At 50.7% G+C, this 18,581-nt stretch carries 16 protein-coding genes; 13 read left to right on the top strand and 3 right to left on the bottom strand.

The genetic code is table 11. From position 1 onward, the window contains the following. Nucleotides 1-342 precede the first annotated feature (342 nt). From ACYVIY_RS27220 to ACYVIY_RS27195, 6 genes are all read left to right on the top strand, one after another. Entirely contained in the window at nt 343-570 is a 228-nt protein-coding gene (locus tag ACYVIY_RS27220) for an IS3 family transposase (protein WP_460979769.1), read from the top strand. 6 nt (nt 571-576) lie between these two features. Further along, nucleotides 577-801: a DDE-type integrase/transposase/recombinase gene (locus ACYVIY_RS27215; protein WP_460979768.1), complete on the top strand. Its 225-nt coding sequence runs from the start codon at nt 577-579 to the stop codon at nt 799-801. Beyond that, complete coding sequence (locus tag ACYVIY_RS27210) at nt 798-1,022, top strand: IS3 family transposase (protein WP_460979766.1); 225 nt, start codon at nt 798-800, stop codon at nt 1,020-1,022. The genes ACYVIY_RS27215 and ACYVIY_RS27210 overlap by 4 nt, the downstream gene beginning before the upstream one ends. Nucleotides 1,023-1,443: 421 nt before the next feature. Further along, nucleotides 1,444-4,338 carry a PAS domain-containing sensor histidine kinase gene (locus ACYVIY_RS27205; protein WP_460979764.1) on the top strand — a complete coding sequence of 965 codons (2,895 nt, stop codon included), beginning with the start codon at nt 1,444-1,446 and terminating at the stop codon, nt 4,336-4,338. A gap of 98 nt (nt 4,339-4,436) precedes the next feature. After that, complete coding sequence (locus ACYVIY_RS27200) at nt 4,437-4,682, top strand: hypothetical protein (protein ID WP_460979763.1); 246 nt, start codon at nt 4,437-4,439, stop codon at nt 4,680-4,682. Nucleotides 4,683-5,758: 1,076 nt separating this feature from the next. Beyond that, on the top strand, nt 5,759-7,711 hold the full coding sequence (locus ACYVIY_RS27195; RefSeq protein WP_460979761.1) for a KUP/HAK/KT family potassium transporter: 1,953 nt from the start codon (nt 5,759-5,761) through the stop codon (nt 7,709-7,711). Nucleotides 7,712-7,956: 245 nt separating this feature from the next. On the opposite strand, the gene ACYVIY_RS27190 is transcribed toward ACYVIY_RS27195, so the two are convergent. Next, complete coding sequence (locus tag ACYVIY_RS27190; protein ID WP_460979759.1) at nt 7,957-8,157, bottom strand: hypothetical protein; 201 nt, start codon at nt 8,155-8,157, stop codon at nt 7,957-7,959. A 324-nt stretch (nt 8,158-8,481) separates the two neighbouring features. Here ACYVIY_RS27190 and ACYVIY_RS27185 point away from each other — a divergent pair, with 324 nt between their 5' ends. The 4 genes from ACYVIY_RS27185 to ACYVIY_RS27170 all read left to right on the top strand — a co-directional run bounded on the left by ACYVIY_RS27185 (nt 8,482) and on the right by ACYVIY_RS27170 (nt 14,034). After that, nucleotides 8,482-9,681, top strand: a complete 1,200-nt coding sequence (locus tag ACYVIY_RS27185) for a hypothetical protein (RefSeq protein ID WP_460979758.1) — start codon at nt 8,482-8,484, stop codon at nt 9,679-9,681. 16 nt (nt 9,682-9,697) lie between these two features. Then, nucleotides 9,698-10,585, top strand: a complete 888-nt coding sequence (locus ACYVIY_RS27180; protein WP_460979757.1) for a hypothetical protein — start codon at nt 9,698-9,700, stop codon at nt 10,583-10,585. Between the two features lie 200 nt (nt 10,586-10,785). Continuing rightward, on the top strand, nt 10,786-12,465 hold the full coding sequence (locus tag ACYVIY_RS27175) for a sodium:solute symporter family protein (protein WP_460979755.1): 1,680 nt from the start codon (nt 10,786-10,788) through the stop codon (nt 12,463-12,465). Nucleotides 12,466-12,759: 294 nt separating this feature from the next. Further along, on the top strand, nt 12,760-14,034 hold the full coding sequence (locus ACYVIY_RS27170) for a hypothetical protein (RefSeq protein ID WP_460979753.1): 1,275 nt from the start codon (nt 12,760-12,762) through the stop codon (nt 14,032-14,034). A gap of 233 nt (nt 14,035-14,267) precedes the next feature. Here the strand turns inward: ACYVIY_RS27170 and ACYVIY_RS27165 are convergent, their stop codons facing one another. Then, complete coding sequence (locus tag ACYVIY_RS27165; RefSeq protein WP_460979752.1) at nt 14,268-15,170, bottom strand: DUF2911 domain-containing protein; 903 nt, start codon at nt 15,168-15,170, stop codon at nt 14,268-14,270. Between the two features lie 62 nt (nt 15,171-15,232). On the opposite strand from ACYVIY_RS27165, the gene ACYVIY_RS27160 reads away from it, so the two are divergent. From ACYVIY_RS27160 to ACYVIY_RS27150, 3 genes are all read left to right on the top strand, one after another. After that, nucleotides 15,233-15,781: an NUDIX hydrolase gene (locus tag ACYVIY_RS27160; RefSeq protein ID WP_460979750.1), complete on the top strand. Its 549-nt coding sequence runs from the start codon at nt 15,233-15,235 to the stop codon at nt 15,779-15,781. An 89-nt stretch (nt 15,782-15,870) separates the two neighbouring features. Beyond that, nucleotides 15,871-16,275 (top strand): hypothetical protein, encoded by a 405-nt coding sequence (locus ACYVIY_RS27155; protein ID WP_460979749.1) that lies wholly within the window; start codon nt 15,871-15,873, stop codon nt 16,273-16,275. A 227-nt stretch (nt 16,276-16,502) separates the two neighbouring features. Further along, nucleotides 16,503-17,279: a tyrosine-protein phosphatase gene (locus ACYVIY_RS27150; protein ID WP_460979748.1), complete on the top strand. Its 777-nt coding sequence runs from the start codon at nt 16,503-16,505 to the stop codon at nt 17,277-17,279. Nucleotides 17,280-17,309: 30 nt separating this feature from the next. On the opposite strand, the gene ACYVIY_RS27145 is transcribed toward ACYVIY_RS27150, so the two are convergent. Continuing rightward, a complete protein-coding gene (locus ACYVIY_RS27145; RefSeq protein WP_460979747.1) occupies nt 17,310-18,578 on the bottom strand; it encodes a WcaI family glycosyltransferase in 1,269 nt (422 codons plus the stop codon). Between the last annotated feature and the right edge of the window lie 3 nt (nt 18,579-18,581).

Genomic DNA, 18,581 nt, shown 5'->3' with positions numbered 1-18,581 from the left:
GTCCTGCCGGGGTTGGTCGCTCACATTCTGTGAGTATCTCTAAGTTACACGACGCATCTTAGAATCGTACAACGGCCTAAATCTAAAGGCCGAAGCGACGTGATATCTTAAAAAAGGCGGTCGGCATCTTCTCCAGGGGAGACGGGAAATATTCAGATTTATGAAGGCTCACCAAGCCCAGTTTCCTGTTGAGACGATGTGTAAAGTGCTGCAAGTGAGCCGCAGTGGATATTATGATTGGCTAACCCAAAGACCCACTAAAAGAGCAACTGAAAATAAGGCTATCACCCAGTTAATCCGTGGCCTATTCACCGCTAGTAAAGGCCGCTACGGGAGTCCAAAATCACGCGCGATTTGAAAGCACAAGGCGTAAAGGTATCCCGGCCCCGAGTTGCCAGGCTGATGAAGCAGGCTAATCTCAAAAGCGTCATTCAGAAGAAATATGTAGTTACTACTACGGATTCAAAGCACACCTATCCAGTGGCCGAAAACCATTTGAACCGTCAATTCAATCCCCAAAAACCGGGTCAGGCCTGGGTTTCGGATCTGACGTACATCCGGACCGGTTAAGGCTGGCTGTACCTGACCATGATTATGGATTTATATGACCGAAAAGTGATTGGTTGGGCTCTGAGTAAGTCAATGAAGGCCGCTGAGACGAGCATTCCGGCTTGGCAGATGGCGATTAAGAACCGGCCAATTGAGCGGGACTTAATCTTTGATTCAGACCGGGGAGTGCAGTATGCCTGTCATAGCTTTACCAAGCTGTTGAAAAACATCCGCTGGTTGTACAAAGTATGAGTGGAAAAGGCAATTGTTGGGATAATGCGGTGGCTGAAAGCTTTTTCAAAAACTTAAAGTTGGAATTGGTCTACCAGCATGACTTCCACACTCAAGCCACAGCTAAACAGGCAGTCTTTGAGTACATTAAGATCTGGTACAATCGCCAACGGAGGCATTCAGCACTAGACTACCTTTCCCCTTTCGACTATTATAACCGGCACCTTCAACAAGTTGCTTGAAAACTTGTCCAGTGTTTTGTTGCAAGTCCAGGACAAAAAGGGGCTTGACCAACTGAACGAAACGCTAACGTATAGTACGTGCCGGCTGCGCATGAAGCCGCACTAGTTTCTGGTAAACCCAACGGGTTATTTTAGGAGCAAGAGCCTGAACAAATCGGGCGCTCTGACAGCAAAGCAATGGCCTAATTCAAATACGATTAACTTTGCTGAGCAGTAACCGCGTTTTTACTATAGCCAGACTATGGCTAGACTAGCGTTTGTACTTCGCTGCGAGTTTTAGGCTGCGCAGGTCACGCCCCTGGCGAAACGAACATCGGCAAAAGCCAAATCATAACTAACCAGCGCCGTCGGCCGTTGTAACCATGCAAAGCGATCAATTGAGTACACAGCCTGCTTTGCCAGCTTTTACCCTTGTTTACGTATGACCGGCGACCAACAGCTCCCAGACGCTTCCCAGCCACTCAGTGATCAACTGGATATTACCATCGCGCTCCAGGCGGCCGGACTGGGCGTTTGGGACTATGACCCGCTTACCAATCAGGTTCGCTGGGATGAGCGCTGCCGGGAGCTGTTCGGCATCCGCCGGGGAGGTCAGTTTGCGTACGAGATTACCCAGCCCTTCATTCACCCCGATGACGTTGAGCGGGTCAATGGGGCTTTCCAGGCGGCTCTGCGCCCTCAGTCGGGTGGGGACTATCAGATCACCTACCGCACCATCGGGGAAGATGAGCGTATCCGCTGGATTCAGTCCACGGGCCGCAGTTACTTCAACGAAGCGGGTCAGCCCGTCCGGTTTTCGGGCGTAGCCCAGGACGTCACCCAACAGGTAGAGGCCCAGCAACGGGAAGCGACTGTTCAGCTGGAAGCCCAGCGCCAGCAGCGTATCTATGAAGCCATCACCGGGAGTACCCCTGACCTGGTCTATGTCTTTGACCTTTCCTACCGGTTCACCTACGTCAATCAGGCGCTGCTTACCATGTGGGGCAGTACCTGGGAGGCAGCCATCGGCAAGAGCCTGCTGGAAAACGGCTACGAGCCTTGGCACGCCCGGATGCACGAGCGGGAAATCGATCAGGTAGTCGCTACCAAACAACCCATTCGGGGCGAGGTGGCGTTTCCCCACGCCACGCTGGGCCGACGCATTTATGATTACGTGTTTGCTCCCGTGCTGAACCAACAGGGAGAGGTAGAGGCTGTCGCGGGAACCACCCGGGACATCACCGATATTAAACGGGCCCAGGAAATTAAAGATGAAGCGCAGGCTCAGCTGTTAAGCTTATTCGAGCAATCGCCGGTAGGTCTGGCCACCCTCAGCGCCGATGACGAACTGGTGTTCCAATGGGCCAATACTTTTTATGGAGAGCTGGTCGCCCGCCCCCCTGAGTCCATTGTAGGCAAACCCTTGCTGGAGGCTCTGCCCGAGATCGGGGGTCAGGGCTTTGACCAAATCTTAAAGAATGTGATTGCGACGGGAGTTCCCTTTAATGCCCTTGAGGTAGCCGTGGACATCCTCCGGGCTGACCAGCTAAGTACCATCTACATTGATTTGACCTACCAGCCCCAAAAAGGGTCTCATGGAGAAGTGCGGGGTATCCTGGTGGTGGCTACGGACGTGACCCAGCAGGTACTGAGCCGAAAAAAGGTGGAAGACAACGAAGCCCGGCTGCGGGCGATCCTGGCCACCGCTCCAGCGGGCATCGGCTTGTTTGTCGGCCGGGACTTAGTGATTGAAAACCCAAATCAGACCTTTATTGATATTGTGGGCAAAGGACCTGCAATCGAAGGCTTACCTCTGCGGGAGGCCATGCCTGAACTGATTACCGAGGGTCAACCCTTCCTTCAGATCCTGGATGATGTGTTTACTACCGGCAAGCCGTTTATCTCCGCAGGTTCTCTGGTGAAGATCGTTCAGGACGGGGTGCTCAATGATAACTACTATAACATCTCGTATAGCCCTATCCGGAATGCGGAAGGCGACGTTTATGCCATACTCGACATCGCTATTGATGTCACCGCCCAGGTAAAAGCCCAACAGGCGCTGTCCGAAAGCGAACAGCACCTTCAGCTCCTGCGGGACACGGTACCCGCCATGATTTTTTATCTGGATGAGCAGCAGCGCTACCAGTCTTACAATAAGGTGTTTAGGGAATGGTTTAACGTTGACGCCCAAGAGGCCTTAGGCAAAACAGTCCGGGCGTTTCTAGGCGAGCAAGCTTATTCCTCGACAGCGCCTTATCTGGCCAGGGCCTACGCGGGAGAATCGGTGCGGTATGAGCTGCTTGCACCGACCCGCATGCAGACCGACCGGTGGCTCAGCATCGTCTACACGCCCCACAAGAACGAACAACAACATGTGATTGGGCTCATTGTCCATGCCTCCGATATTACGCCCAATAAACGGATCGAAGCCGAGCTACGCGACAGCGAAGCCAACTACCGGGCGTTATCGGCCGACCTGGAAGAGCAGGTGCAGCAGCGCACCAAAGATTTGGCGGCAGCCAATAAAGAACTCTCAGCGGTGAACGACGAGTTGCTCGCTGGTAACGAACAGTATGCGGTCCTGAACCAGGAGCTGGCCGAAGCCAACAGCCTGCTAGTGCGCTCCAATGAGAACCTGCAAACCTTTGCCTACGTGGCTTCCCATGACTTACAAGAACCCCTCCGGAAGATTCGCCAGTTCGGGGATCTGTTGAAGACTCGCTATGCGGATTCGGTGGGTGAAGAACTCGTGTACATCGAGCGGATGCAGTCGGCGGCTGCGCGCATGTCGACGCTGATCAAAGACCTGCTGGACTTCTCGCGCATCTCCACCCGGCGCGATACCAGCGGCCCCGTTCAGCTTACTGATGTGGTCAATACGGTGCTGTCTACCTTAGAACTGACCCTTCAGGAAACCGGCGCTCAGGTGCGGGTTGAGCCTCTGCCCACGGTGGTGGGTGACGCATCCCAGCTGGGTCAGCTGTTTCAGAACTTGTTGGCCAATGCGCTTAAATTTCGCCGTCCTGATGCCCTCCCGCTCGTTGACGTCAGGGCCCGCTGGCTGGCGGCTGACCACCTCCCCGCGGGCATTAAGCCAGGCCGGAGTGCAATCGCGTACCACCGCATTGATGTGATTGATAACGGGATTGGCTTTGATGAGAAGTACCTGGATCGCATCTTTCAGGTGTTTCAGCGGCTCCACAGTCGAAAGGAGTTTGCTGGGACAGGTATTGGACTGGCCATCTGCGAGAAGGTGGCGGCTAACCACGGGGGAGCCATTACGGCCCATAGTCAACCGGGCCAGGGAGCTACGTTCAGTGTGTACCTCCCCGTTTAAGGAGGGTCGACAAAACAGGCATCAATCCATCAGTTGGTTCATGCTACCTTTCTGGTAGCCCAAGGGCACGGACTTCATTACCCAATAAGGCATTAGCCGTGACCGACAGGTACTTACAGCAGCTCTTCAATCTAACTCAACGCTTTGACCAACAGCTGCCGAAAGCCGTCTACCTGCCGATCCGCTCGGCGCGTACCCCGCTGATCTACAGGTCGCACTTACAGAGCGGCTACAAGCTCAATCTGTTCGCTATGCGAGCGTTCTGGATGGTATCGCTTTACTGTGCGCTTTCGCGCCGATTCCTCCAGCTTACTACCCGTCGCATTGCGTTCTGCTGCTTATGAATTGGTCAGTCGTCGGCTTCTGCTGGCTGCCTATCCATTGTAGAGTTAGTAGCTGCAAAGAGTGTCTAGCCTTCCAATGAGTAGGCCGGCAGGGAAGCCAAAGCAAGCCCGTACTTTCGCCGGGAATACATGGAAGTGAAAGTGCAATCGGAAGGTCCTAAAAATCGATTATATAGTAAAGGGTAAGCAACTTCAGGCTAGTTATGGTCTCACCAATTGCCCTGCTTACGTACCTTCCTCATTCGTCTCAGAAGAAAGCGTTTACATTAGGCTAAGTAGCACAAGAGAAAACCTATAAAAAACATCAACTCCAGGTGAAGTCGTGACTTGCCTGCCAACGGTTAACGATGAGAATAGGGGCTACCTGAAATTCTAAAGCCTACCCGAACATTTAAATATATATATTTGCCGCATGAGTTCCCGCTGGCGTTCATGGCTTTTGCACCTGTTGACCCTGTGTATGTTCATTTCAGCCGTTGAAGTGAATACCCGGGAGATTATCAACACACGTGGGGATTATTGCGAAGCCTATTTACCTCTCAAGTTTGTCGCCAATTCGCTTCCATCCAGTGCGATATCGGCTGAGCGATCAACAGCCCAAATCCGAACGGCCAACCCGCTTGCCAGTCCTATCCTGACGCCAGTTCTCTTAATTTTTAAGCGGGAACATCGAGCCGGTTTCAATAGCTTCAGGCGAATTTATCTTCGATGTTGCCAGTGGCTTAATTAGACCAGCTTCGGGGCTGCGACACGCTCCCCTGACAGGCAGTATCACACCGCCTGGCTAATGACTAGTTTTTGTTTGAAATCCAAAAGGTTTACTGGTAGCCCAAACCGTCACGGGTCGGACTGAGCAGGATCGATCAGTCGATCTTGGAGGACGCCCAGTGCTTTCATGTAGGGTGCCCCCAATCATAGACATTGGTCCCAAACGGGCCGTATGCGGTTCTCCAACACTTTTCTCAATCCCGACGCGCCACCTTCTCCCTGAGCGCCAAACAAGCGTTCGCGAGTAGTTTCCGCTCCAGTCGACGCCCACAGGCAGTGGGACCAGGGTAAGCCGAATAAGTTAAATCATGAATAACAAAAATCATCTCGATACCGTATCCGCTGCCGGATTACTGGTAGCCATGGGTATCATCTATGGCGACATTGGCACCTCTCCCCTGTATACCTTACGGGCGATTATTGGCCCCGTGAATCGCATCAATGCTGACGTTGTGCGGGGAGCCATTTCGTGCGTATTCTGGACGCTCACCCTACAAACCTCCGTTAAATATGTCCTTTTGATTCTGCGTGCTGATAACCGGGGCGAAGGGGGTATTTTTGCCCTCTACGCCTTAATCCGTCGTCACGCCCGATGGCTTACGCTACCCGCTATGATTGGGGGAGCGGCACTGCTGGCTGATGGAATCATTACCCCCCCGATTTCGGTATCCTCGGCGGTGGAAGGCTTACGGCTACTTAATCCCTTAATCACGCATGGGCAAATTATTCAGATCGTCATTGGCATTCTAACGATCCTGTTTTTGATTCAAAGCTTTGGAACCAGTGTCGTCGGGACCGCTTTTGGTCCCATCATGCTGGTATGGTTCATCATGCTGGGCCTACTAGGAGGAAGACAGATTGCCCAGAATCCAACGATTCTAACGGCGCTTAATCCCTACCATGCCTGGTGGTTATTAACCCAATATTCGGGTGGTTTCTGGTTGCTGGGGTCCGTGTTTCTCTGTACGACAGGAGCCGAAGCGCTCTATTCGGACATGGGCCACTGCGGTCGGGCCAACATTCGGGTGAGCTGGGTGTTTGTCAAAACCTGTTTACTGCTGAATTATTTTGGTCAGGGAGCTTGGCTCTTGAGCCAGGAAGGCCAAAGCCTACAGGATCGGATTCCGTTTTATGAACTGATGCCTCCCTGGTTTCTAACGATGGGCATCATCATTGCTACCGCAGCTACCGTGATTGCCAGTCAGGCCTTGATCACGGGTTCCTTTACCCTCATCAGTGAAGCGATCCGGCTAAACTTCTGGCCCAAGGTGCAACTCCGGTATCCTAGCGCTCAAAAAGGCCAATTGTACGTACCGAGTATAAATCTGTTGCTGTGGGCCGGTTGCGTGGGGGTCGTACTTTACTTTAAGGAGTCATCCAATATGGAAGCCGCCTATGGGTTGGCTATCACCCTGACGATGCTGATGACGACCTTACTAATGTCTTACTACCTCTATACCCATAAATATAAGGCCTGGGGGATCGTCTTGTTTCTGGCGATTTATTTAGGCTTGGAAGGAAGTTTTCTAGTCGCTAACCTAGTCAAATTTCCCCATGGTGGCTGGGTATCGGTTCTAATTGGATCGACCATCGCCGGTGTGATGTATGTTTGGTTACAAGCCTTTCGCATCAAACTTCGACTGACGGAATATGTTCGCATTGACCATTACATACCGGCCCTCAAAGAACTCAGCCGCGATATTAGTATACCCAAGTATGCAACTCACCTGGTGTTTATGAGCAATGCGGCTCGTCAGTCTGAAATTGAATCGAAAATTATTTATTCCATTTTTCAAAAGCGGCCCAAACGAGCCGATATTTATTGGTTCGTGCACGTGGATATAACCGACGATCCCTACACGATGGAATACAAAGTCAATACGATTGCGCCGGATGACGCCTATAAGATCACCTTTCGACTCGGCTTCCGCGTCGAGCAGCGTATCAATCTATTCTTCCGCAAAGTGATTGAAGACATGGTACGCAACAAGGAGGTTGACATTACCAGTCGGTACGAATCGCTCAGCCGTCAGCATGTAATCGGTGATTTTCGGTTCGTTGTCTTGGAGAAGTTTCTATCTTTTGAGAATGAGTTGCCTCGACTGGAGGGACTAATCATGAGCATTTACTTCACCATAAAATCATTTACCACTCCCGAAGCCCGCTGGTTTGGCCTAGACAGCAGTTCCGTCAAAATTGAAAAGGTTCCCCTGATTATTCGCCCTGTAGAAAACGTTCAATTAAAGCGGCTTCCTGGCTAATACTGCCACTTTGGGGCGAAGGCGCTCGATGCTCGTCAGGCCTGTTTCTGTGAGATAGCCATTGGGGGCAATACCGCCAGTAGGGATGCCCAGCGAGCGGACCACTGCCAGTTGATCGATATCGGTCTGGCCACCCGAGAGAGATGATGCGTTCGAGGGAATACCGAGTCATGGATCTACGTTGAGCTTACGGATACTCCGGGCAATGCCAGGCCTTTAGACCTGTTTTCAGGCAACTTATATACCTAACTGCGACCCTGATGAGTCAGCATAACGTAGAGAAGACAACTCAACAGGATGGCAAAACCCAGAAAGACGCTGCCCAAAAAGATAGGTTTTACCCGGCCGATTCCGGTTGTCGATATAGTAAAGGCTTCCTTGCCAAAGCTGATGGCCAGAATTAACTGGCCGACTACTGATAAAGCGATCACTAAAAAGGTGTTCATTATGTAAGCTTCCCTGAAATTAGGACAGTCAAGGATTAGACTCGAAATGAGCTAATTTTAACTGTCACCTGAAAAAGAAAAAGTTTACCGAAACACAAATCGTAGCCATCCTGAAGCAGTACGAAGGTGGACGCGAAGCCATGGATGTAGATAAGGTCAGTTTGTTGTACCAGAACCGCCGAAAAAAGAAGGAGTAAAACAATGGTAAAACAAGGTTGAGAAAGTCAGCCCGAACGGTAAGGACAGAAACATTAAAAAATGCCGTTACAACGCTTTTCTGTCTAGTGGAGTCCCTGCCGTATAGACACACTGATAGTATCAACCATGAAAACACTTCTTTTCGTTCTGTTACTTGGCCCAGTGTTTGCCTGGGCACAGTTCGTGAAAATTGGTTCAGAAGATACTCAACGCCGACGGTCGTATCTGTTGATGCGCGACGGCACGGTAGTTCGGGGGCAAATCCTGCGGCAGGACAGCACCATCATCAGTGTCCGTAGGCGGGGTGGTGATATGTCATTCGTGGAGGCCGATCAGGTTGTCCAGATTTCGGCGGACCGGCCTATAGTACCCTCTAATGTCGTTGAAACCCGGTCGACCGCTCCCTACAAGGTATTTGTGTTCCGGGATGGTTCGCAGGTGGAGGGAACGTTCGTGAAGCGCGATAGTACCATGATCACGGTGCGGAAGCGGAACGGACAACTGACGTATTTCGAGCCAGAACTCTTGGTACGTACTGATTCGGTATTGGTTGAAACGCAAAAAGACACTAGCAGACGATTTCCAACCCAATTCTCTCCCTGGCTGCTGACTGGCGTTACCGCTTACAATCCGGAGAAAGGGCGGTTTTATTACCGAAACACCTGGTTGCTGATCAATGAGTTTGATTACGGTATTACCCGGCATTGGAGTGTAGGTGCCCGTTTTATGTCGCCTTTCCCAGGTCTTTTATTGAAAGAGCTTTATTCGTCAGCAGGCGAATATTTCCTCAACACCACACGGTTGTTCTCAAAAGTAAGTGTACCCATCGGGGAGAAGTTCCGGCTGGCTGCCAACGTGACATATCAGGCCCGTGGGGCCCTTAATTTATTTGGAACAAGCGATCTCTGGACGTTGCAGGGACTCGCTTCAGTTGGAACCAGTCAGCACCAGATAACGGTGGGATATGGGCAGACGTTGCCGTCAAAGCGGACGTACACCTACTCAACGCCCCTCTGGTCATCGAGCATGCCTCAGGTGTATACGTACACTATTCCGACATATCACTTTCTGACGGTCGGGTTGATTCAAAAAGTGTCGCCTGGGCTGACCCTGGTTAGTGACAACAGAATCGCACTCGGACGCGACTATTACACCTATGACGATGCGCGGGTGACGGTCTCATTTGCCTGTCGCATTGACCGACGTCGACACGCGTTTGATCTGGGTATTTACTCGCTTATATACGATAGCCCTTACTTCTACGATAGCAAGCCAGTCCGACTGTTTCCGTATGTCGGTTATAATCTGCTCATCGGACGTAACTAATTGCCCACGTTCAGGTATGAAATACGCCTTGCTTTGGTTGACCTTATTACTTGTTCCATTACGTACGCTGGCGCAGGACGAGTACTACCCGAAGAACAAGACACCTGAATCGGTGAAGTCTACCTACGTAATAACCCTGAAAGATGGCACCCAGCTTCGGGGCGAACTGATACGGCAGGATAGTTCTGATGCCATTATTCGGACTCGTAATCTGGGCGAAATCCGGCTGAAGGCGGATCAGATTGTTCGGATTGAGCTGATCGGGGCCCGCGCAGAAGGCGAAAGTTTTCCTAATCTGTTTCCACAAACGATGCGGATCGCCCCAACGGCGTATTCGGCTGAAAAAGGAAAATTGTATTTCCGAAACTATTTCCTTTATGTCAGCCATTTCGAATACGGAATCAGCGACAACTGGAGCGTCGGTACTACGTTCTACTCGTTTCTTCCGACAAACCTGTTCAGTCTGAACACGAAAGTGTCGCTGCCCGTGGGTAACCGGGTACGTGTAGGCGTGAACGCCCAGTATGCCGCCGTCCGGTTCGATGGCCTCCTGGAAGGTATCGGCTATCTTCAGGGGATTGTGACAACCGGCGATCGGCAGAATAATACGACCTATGGGTTAGGCTGGAGCATCTCAAACGGTGAGGTCTCCCGTAATTTTGTGGGTACATTCGGGCTAGTTCGTAAGGTCGGCCCAAAGCTGACGTTCATATCCGAAAACTTCGTGCTCTTTGGCAATGGTCAGGTAAACTTTGCGGGTCTGTTGTCGGGCGGTATTCGGTTCGATCGCCGACGCCACGCGTTTGATCTGGCCGCTTACATTCCCATTATTATTGAGTCGGGTATAGAGACCCCAATATTTTTTATGCCTTTTGCCAGTTATCACCTGCGTATCTCAAAATAGTACGTTCTGTCGTTAAGACAGAGGGATACCTGAATTTCCCGTATTTTCGCCGGTAGATAACTGACAACCCACCTTTTCATGCCCGAAGACCCAACTGATTTGCCTCCATTTGCCCGTTCCTGGAACCAGTTATATACCATCGTCCTTGGTAGCTTAGTGGCCGAAATCGTGTTGTTTTACGCTCTAATGCGCTGGTTGTCATGAGCAGTCTGGATTGGGGCGTATTGGTCATTACGTTACTGGGCGTAATCGTTTACGGCATTGTGAAAAGCCGGGGGAGTCGGAGTATGGACGATTACCTGCTGGCCGGGCAGTCGCTGCCGTGGTATCACGTTGGTCTATCTGTAATGGCTACGCAGGCCAGTGCCGTTACTTTTTTGTCGGCACCGGGACAGGGATTTGCCGATGGGATGCGGTTCGTCCAGTTTTATTTTGGTCTGCCGCTGGCGATGGTCGTGCTATCGGTGACCTTCGTACCCATTTTTCATAAGCTCAAAGTATTTACTGCTTACGAATTTCTCGAAAACCGGTTTGATGCCCGGGTGCGAACGCTTACCGCTGGGTTGTTTCTACTCCAACGAGGCTTGTCGACGGGCTTGTCCATCTACGCGCCAGCCATTATTCTGTCGACGATATTGGGCTGGAATATCTACTGGACGAATCTGATCATGGGCGGACTCGTGCTGGTCTACACCGTTACGGGCGGCACAAAGGCGATTTCGTATACGCACCTTCAGCAGATGGCCATTGTTACGTTTGCCATGGCACTAGCCGGGTATCTAACGGTTCGGCTGCTGCCCGAGGATGTGGGCTTTGTTGATGCCCTGCACGTAGCGGGTAAAGCCGGTCGTATGAACCTGATCGACCTGGAGTTCGATCCGAACAGCCGTTACAACCTGTGGTCGGGACTGATCGGCGGATTTTTTCTGCAACTGTCCTACTTCGGCACCGATCAATCGCAGGTTGGGCGGTACCTGACTGGCGAATCCATCGAGCAGAGTCGGCTAGGACTGCTGATGAACGGGCTGCTGAAAGTACCCATGCAGTTCCTGATTCTGCTGGTGGGCGTACTGGTGTTCGTATTTTATCAGTTTAACCCGTCCCCGACCTTTTTCAATAAACAGGAAACCGACCGGCTCAAGCAAAGTCCCTACGCGGGTGCCTATCAACTGGCTGAGATCAAGCACCAGAATCTGATGACTCAGCGCCAGCGCGCCGTTGTAGACATGCAGGCGGCCTTAAGTCGGGACGATGAAGCGGCACAGGAGTCAGCAGCTACAGTGCTTCGCGAAACCGACACGGCCCTGAAAGCCGTAAAGGCAGACGTAACCAAACTGATCAAGCAGAACAATCCCGCTGCGGATACCAACGATGTCAATTACGTATTCCTGCGGTTTGTGCTCGATTACCTGCCACATGGCCTGATCGGGTTACTGATCGCGGTTATTTTCAGCGCTTCGATGGGGTCGATTGCTGCGGCCTACAACTCCCTGGCTTCAACTACCGTTGTGGACGTATACAAGCGCCTGGGCGATGGCAATGCCGACGATGCGCATTATCTGAAAGCTTCGCGCTGGGCCACCATTGGCTGGGGGATATTTTGCATTGTAGTGGCTCAGTTCGCCAACCAACTGGGCAGCATGATCGAAGCGGTAAACATACTGGGCTCGTTGTTTTATGGCGTCATTCTGGGCGTGTTTGTGATTGCGTTTTATGTCAAATCCATCGGCGGACGGGCCACATTCTGGGCAACGATTATCGGCGAAGCCTTCGTAGTGCTCAGTTGGTACCTGGACCTTACCGCTTTTCTGTGGCTGAACGTGATCGGGTGCCTGCTCGTAGTCGGTATTGCCTGGGCCCTGCAACGGTTTTTTAGATAGGTAAACTATTGGTAATTAGTTGATTACTGTTGAAGGGGCGCTGCTTGCGGGCTATCGCTTCTTTCCCGCGATTAAAAAAATGATAAACTAGATTAATCGCATAAATAATTGCAACTAAAGCGCTCAAAGAATCTGTTGTATCACAAGAAATCCCCTCTTTATTTTCGTATTTTTACAGCGATCGACTTCGTCCGAATTCGTTGGTATATCGAACGTAACCAGGGCGACTCGTACCACTCCACTTCCTTCAATATAGTTTAGTAATTCGGCCTTTTATACGCGTAACCTGTACCCATGAACGAAATGATTCGGAATCTCCTGACCGGAGAACGGATTGCAGAGGAATTATTTGTCCCAACTAACTACACAAAAGAACAGGCCGAAGCAGCGAACGACGCTTTCGACAGCGCGGTGAAGCAATTTCTCCGCGATTGGATAGAAAACGGAACAACGGCTGACCCCAGTCGAAGTTTCGATACGGGCAGTTGCACGGAAACCTTCATTGAGCAGGGTGCGCTGCGTAGCTTCTTCAAGCATTGCGAAGATGCCTTTGAGCAATTGCTCCAGGATGAAGCCATTGCGCGGCACCTTCTTCGCCCGATCGAACAGGTTTATTTCCTGAATGATGCCTACGAGCCCATGCTGGCCCGGTTTGAGCAGCGGATTTATAATCTGGCCGCCCACCGGGAGCATCGAGAAGTCCCATTCCGGTATACGTCCGCCAGTCGGCAGGGTGATCACGGCGACACGATCGTATTTACCGAACATCCGGACTGGCAGGGACGGGAGGACATCGGCATGTATTTCGGTACGCGCCGGTCTGATACCACGGCCCTTAACATTTTGGCCGACCAGTTGCATCAGGAAGCTGCGTACGCAGGCAGTCTACCCATCCATGTCATGGTGGACGGGTATATGGAAGATGCCTTACGGGCCGTTCGGACGAGCGCAGAACGGTTACAGCAGGAAGGTCATGAAGCACCGCATTGTTTTGTTATTCAGCGACGGCATGCCGCTGACGATCGCCATTTGGGGGCCGCTCTGCTGATTATGAATCCGCAGCAGCCTGCCTTACCCCAGCGGGTTATATTCTGCGATACGCTGAACCCATCGGGTCAGCCACCCTGGTGGGAACGGTTTCAGCATAAACTGGACGCTGTTTTTCCTCAACCTGAGGGCCAGCAGCCTGCGTCGACGATGCTGGAAGATGGAAGCGTAAAGCTTCAGCGTCTTCATGATGGGGTACCCGTACGTCATCAGGATATTGATTGTGCGTTTTACACCGCTTCCATTAGCCGAGCGCTGATTCAACTGGCCAAAGTCGATCCGGATCTGCTCATTTATGGCCCTATTGAGGAAGTTGTCAGGCAAATGACGAGCCGAATGGTCGATTACTACGAATATGCTCATCAGCCTAAAGCGCCGACGCTGGTTCGGGAGGTCAATGTAACCCGGCGCTGGAACACAGGTCGACAAGCCATCCGGAACATCCGGCAGCGAATCGCCCATGAGCAAGCCGTCGACGGTTTAGTTGTTGAGATACATATCGACCAGCGACTGGCAGGTTAACCGGTCTTAGTACGTTAACGTGAATAATGGATAGTACGCAAATTAAACCTTTAGATCCAGCTTATTGCATTAAAGTTTTTGTCATCCCTCCTTTGGTCGGGATGACAAGAAACGGCAATTAAGACTCAAGCGCTTATCCATAACTCACATTAAGTTAAAGGCGTTATAAATCAATAAAGCCCGGTTTCTACAGAGAACCGGGCTTTGCTGTTAGAGGTAGCCTGAATGAGCTATTAAGCCTTCTTTTTGCCTTTGCTAGCTTTCATAGCAGGGAGCGCGGGGGCCTTTGCTGTATAATCAGCAATGCTTTTCTCAATGCCCTCTTTGAAGAACGCAAAGGAAGGGTCGTTGGACGATTGGCCCAGCGTCAAGGCTTTCTGCGCGATCGGCAAAGCATCGGTAAACTTACCCATCTGACCCAGGATCTGCGACTTTACGTATAGATTCCGGAACGTTTCTTTCATCGTAATTGACTTCTCAATCCAGCTCAAGGCCTGATCGAGGTTACGTCCTTTCGACAGATTGTAGCTGGCGGCTGCCTGCAGAACGGCCGGATCTTCGGGCTTCTCGGCAACGGCTTTGTCAACGCTGGCGGCTGCGATCGCGCTGGTATTTACCCGCAGATCCGCGCTTGCCTTTACGTTCGCCCACATAATGTTCAGTTTGGCGGTGCTGTCGGTCAGGTCACTGAACCCAATCGTAAAGGTTTCGATCTTTTCGTTGCTTGTCGCCGATTTGATCTTCACCCGCAGTGCATCCTCCTCCTGTTTGTACGACTGCTCCGTAACGGCTTTATTCTTGCTGAAAATCAATGTCCACTCATCCTGGGCAGGAATGGAAAGAATGGCGTACGTACCAGCCGGTAACGACTGACCGTTCACCATTAGGTCGGTCGTGCTGGTGAAGGCCGTTGCTGTGTTCGCACCGGTGCGCCATACTTTACCAGTTGGCACGAAGGCGTCTGTGAATGGTGAACGACCTTTCAGACTTGGCCGCGAGTAATTTACGGTGAAATCAGTGCTGCCCACCGTTTGTATAATCGTAGCGCCGGGGCTAGGGGAGGGGAGTTTAATCTGTGCGGTAGCTAATTGAGCGGTTAAGCACAACGCAGCAACACTCAGTGATAACTTACGCATATTTGTCTATATAGTTTTTAAAACGTGACGAATTTGCGGCTTTTTACGCACAAACCCAAGTTATGTACCGTGAACCTTTGCTCGCTCTACTGCGGGAACACCTAACCAACAGCCAGTATGGCATTGAGGCCCATGAACAGGATATGACCAGGGCCACCATTGATTTCGTGACCCAACACCCGGACTGTTTCGACCGGTCACTGCTGACCGGACACGTAACGGGCTCAGCCTGGATTGTAAGCTCCGACCGGCAGCAGGTTGTTTTAATTCATCACCGCAAGCTCGACCGGTGGTTCCAGCCGGGGGGCCATGCCGATGGTGACCCGGACGTAGCGGCTGTTGCCTTACGCGAAGCGCAGGAAGAGACCGGCTTAAACTCTGTACGGTTGGTAGCTCCTGAAATTTTTGATGTCGACATCCACTCAATCCCAGCTCGTGGTGATCTTCCCCAGCATCTGCACTATGACATCCGGTTTCTGGTCGAAGCATACGAAACGGAAGCGTTTGGGAAATCTGAAGAAATTAAGAATATTCGCTGGTTTACATTGTCAGATGCCAATAATATTACTAGTTCGGAGTCAATTCATCGAATGTTACGCAAAATTTCATAGAAACTATAAATATAGTAGCTTTCTGATTTGTTTTTAATGTGCGACAACCTTCTATTTTTGTCAACAACAAAACCACAGAAAGCATGAAAATGATAGCCCTTATATTCGCTAGTCTAGGCGTCTTTGCGATGAGCAGACCCGCCTATGCGCAGGATGATACGAAACTGCGAAACGATCCAACCTACTCGACGCATAACTACAAGCATCCGAACAAATCGGCAGTGGCCCGTGGTTGGGAGAGTAAGCAGGGCGTAACGGTCGGTCGTCCTATGCCCAGCCAGGAGCCCTTGGCGAATTATAAGCGGCAGGTGCCTGGCCAGCCAACGGGGAATGGTATCGTAGTGAATCATACACCCTCAACGGACGTAGCAGATCGCAACTATAAAATGCAGCGTCCGCTTCGGGCCGGTGCTACGTCGACAACCCCTGATATTGAAACTAAGCGCCGGGATCAGCGTCCTGCCAAAGATAAATCGAGTGTAGCGGCTGATTAGTCCGTTTTTTGTAGGACATAAAAAAGTCATCTGCCCCGGCGGATGGCTTTTTTGTTGGCTAGGATTACTCTATCTTTAGTTTATAGGCAGTTCAAACAAACAGCCTGCAGTTTATGGTATATTGGCAGGGAGTATTACAAGTTAACCATCTTTATGGATTGAGCTTAATGTTGGCCGCTCGACAAATTCACCGGTTGGTAACGACTAACTTCGTATCTTTGTCATAGATGCTTACGAAAAGCTTTTGGCAACGTTTTCTTCCACACCGTAAGGCGCACGAAATCAGTCAGGATGTTTGTTTCTGGCAGGTTGATATACACTCTCACCTGATTCCTGACTTAGATGATGGGGTTAAAAATCTGGATGAAACCCTAACGTGCCTGCAACAGTTAGCGGACTGGGGTATTCGTAAAGTCATTACCACCCCCCACGTCAGCCGTGACTGGTATCCCAATTCAAGTGTTGTCATGCGGGAGGGGATTCTGGCCGTCCAGAATCTCATTACTGAACACCAACTTCCCCTTACGATTGAGATAGCCGCCGAGTATCTGCTCGATGATTTCTTTATAGAATCGCTGGAGCAGGGAGATGTTCTGTCGTTTGGCGATCCCCGTTACCTGCTTGTTGAAACCGGTTGGTCATCTCCACCCATGCGTCTGAGCGACATGCTCTTTCGCATCCAGACCCGTGGCTACACGCCCGTGCTGGCTCATCCGGAGCGCTACAAGTATTATCATGCAGATAAAGCCGCGCTTCTTCAACTCCGTGAAGCTGGCTGCCTATTTCAACTCAACTGGATGTCGCTTACAGGACGCTACGGATCAAGTGTTGAAAAGCAGGCTCGGTACTTATTGCAACAGCGGTGCATCGACTTTATCGGCAGTGACTTACACCGTCCTAGTGATTTGAATACAATGGCCCGGTTATTTGATGCAAAGGACTTGAAACTGTTGGGCGAACAGCCATTACTGAATTCATCGTTATTGGAAGCATCCAGCCTGTAAGTTGAGCATGATACTTCGACTGGCATCAGATTAGGCTACACTCTTTTCAGGTATTGCTTCAACAGGAGGTTGACCGGTAAGTTGACATAGATTGTCCATGAACTTGCGCAATGTTGTTTCTTTATCCAGATACCGCTCGGCGTAATTTCTGCTATTTCTTTGGTACACTGATAAGTCTCTGGACAGCGCGTCTTCAATGGCGCGTTTCAATGATTCTACCGACTCAGGTTCAATCAAAATGCCCATTTTAGACCTATCGATCACATCGTATAACGTAGTGCCCGGAATAGCTGAAACTAAGGCGCAGCCCCCAGCGGCCAGAATACCCGTTAGCTTAGAAGGAAGTACAAGGTCAGAGGCCGACTTTTTTTGTAAAACTAAGTGGACATTCGCCGTGGCCAGCAACGCGGAGAATTTTTCGTAGGACTGCAGGGGGTGGAACGTTACGTTGGTGAGTCCATACTCCCGTACTAATGCTTCCAGTTTGGGTTTACCGCCACCCGAGCCAAAAATCATGAATTTAATCTCTGGCCGGGATATGAATGACCGGGCCGCTTCAATGATTATTTCCAATCCCTGTTTTTCCCCTAAGCTACCCGAATACAGAACGACCTGATCCGACTTGCGTATACCCAACTCGGCCCGTAACGATTCCTGTTGAGGTAGCGGTTTAATAAAGTCGCCATCAACCCAGTTCGGAAATAATACACATTCGGTTTGAATCACATTTTTCTGGCTTAGTTTCCGAACCATGCCCTCACTGATTGTCGATACTACGCTGCACCGCTTCAGGATAAAGGCTTCAACCTTGTACATAATATTCAGAAAACGTTTGTTTTTGAGCATGCCCAGTTCTTTCGCCATATCAATTTGTAAGTCCTGAATATGACACCACAGGGGCACGTTACGTAACTTGCTGTAAAAAACAGGAAGTAAACCCAGGTGAAAGGGGGGAGACAAACAAATGACTACGTCGTAACGGGCACCGAAGAATACCGGTAACCAATAAAACAGACTGCTGAGTACAAACGAAAACTCGTGCAGAATGCGCTTGGATGATGTGACCTTACCAGGTACATAAAATGGGCATCGGTGCACCTGAACCCCTTCGAGTGTTTCTGTATGCCACCACTTTCCTTTGTACGATGTGTGAATCTCCCATTCCGGATAGTAGGGCATTGTGGTAATTACATCTACATGTTGCTGTTGCTGGGCCAGCCATGCCCCCATTTCACCCGTATATTTACCAATGCCGGTAAGCTCTGGTGAATAGTTTATTCCGTAAATCAATATTCTCATACT

The organism is Spirosoma knui (genome assembly GCF_054780635.1).
This window is presented reverse-complemented; position numbering and strand designations above follow the sequence as displayed.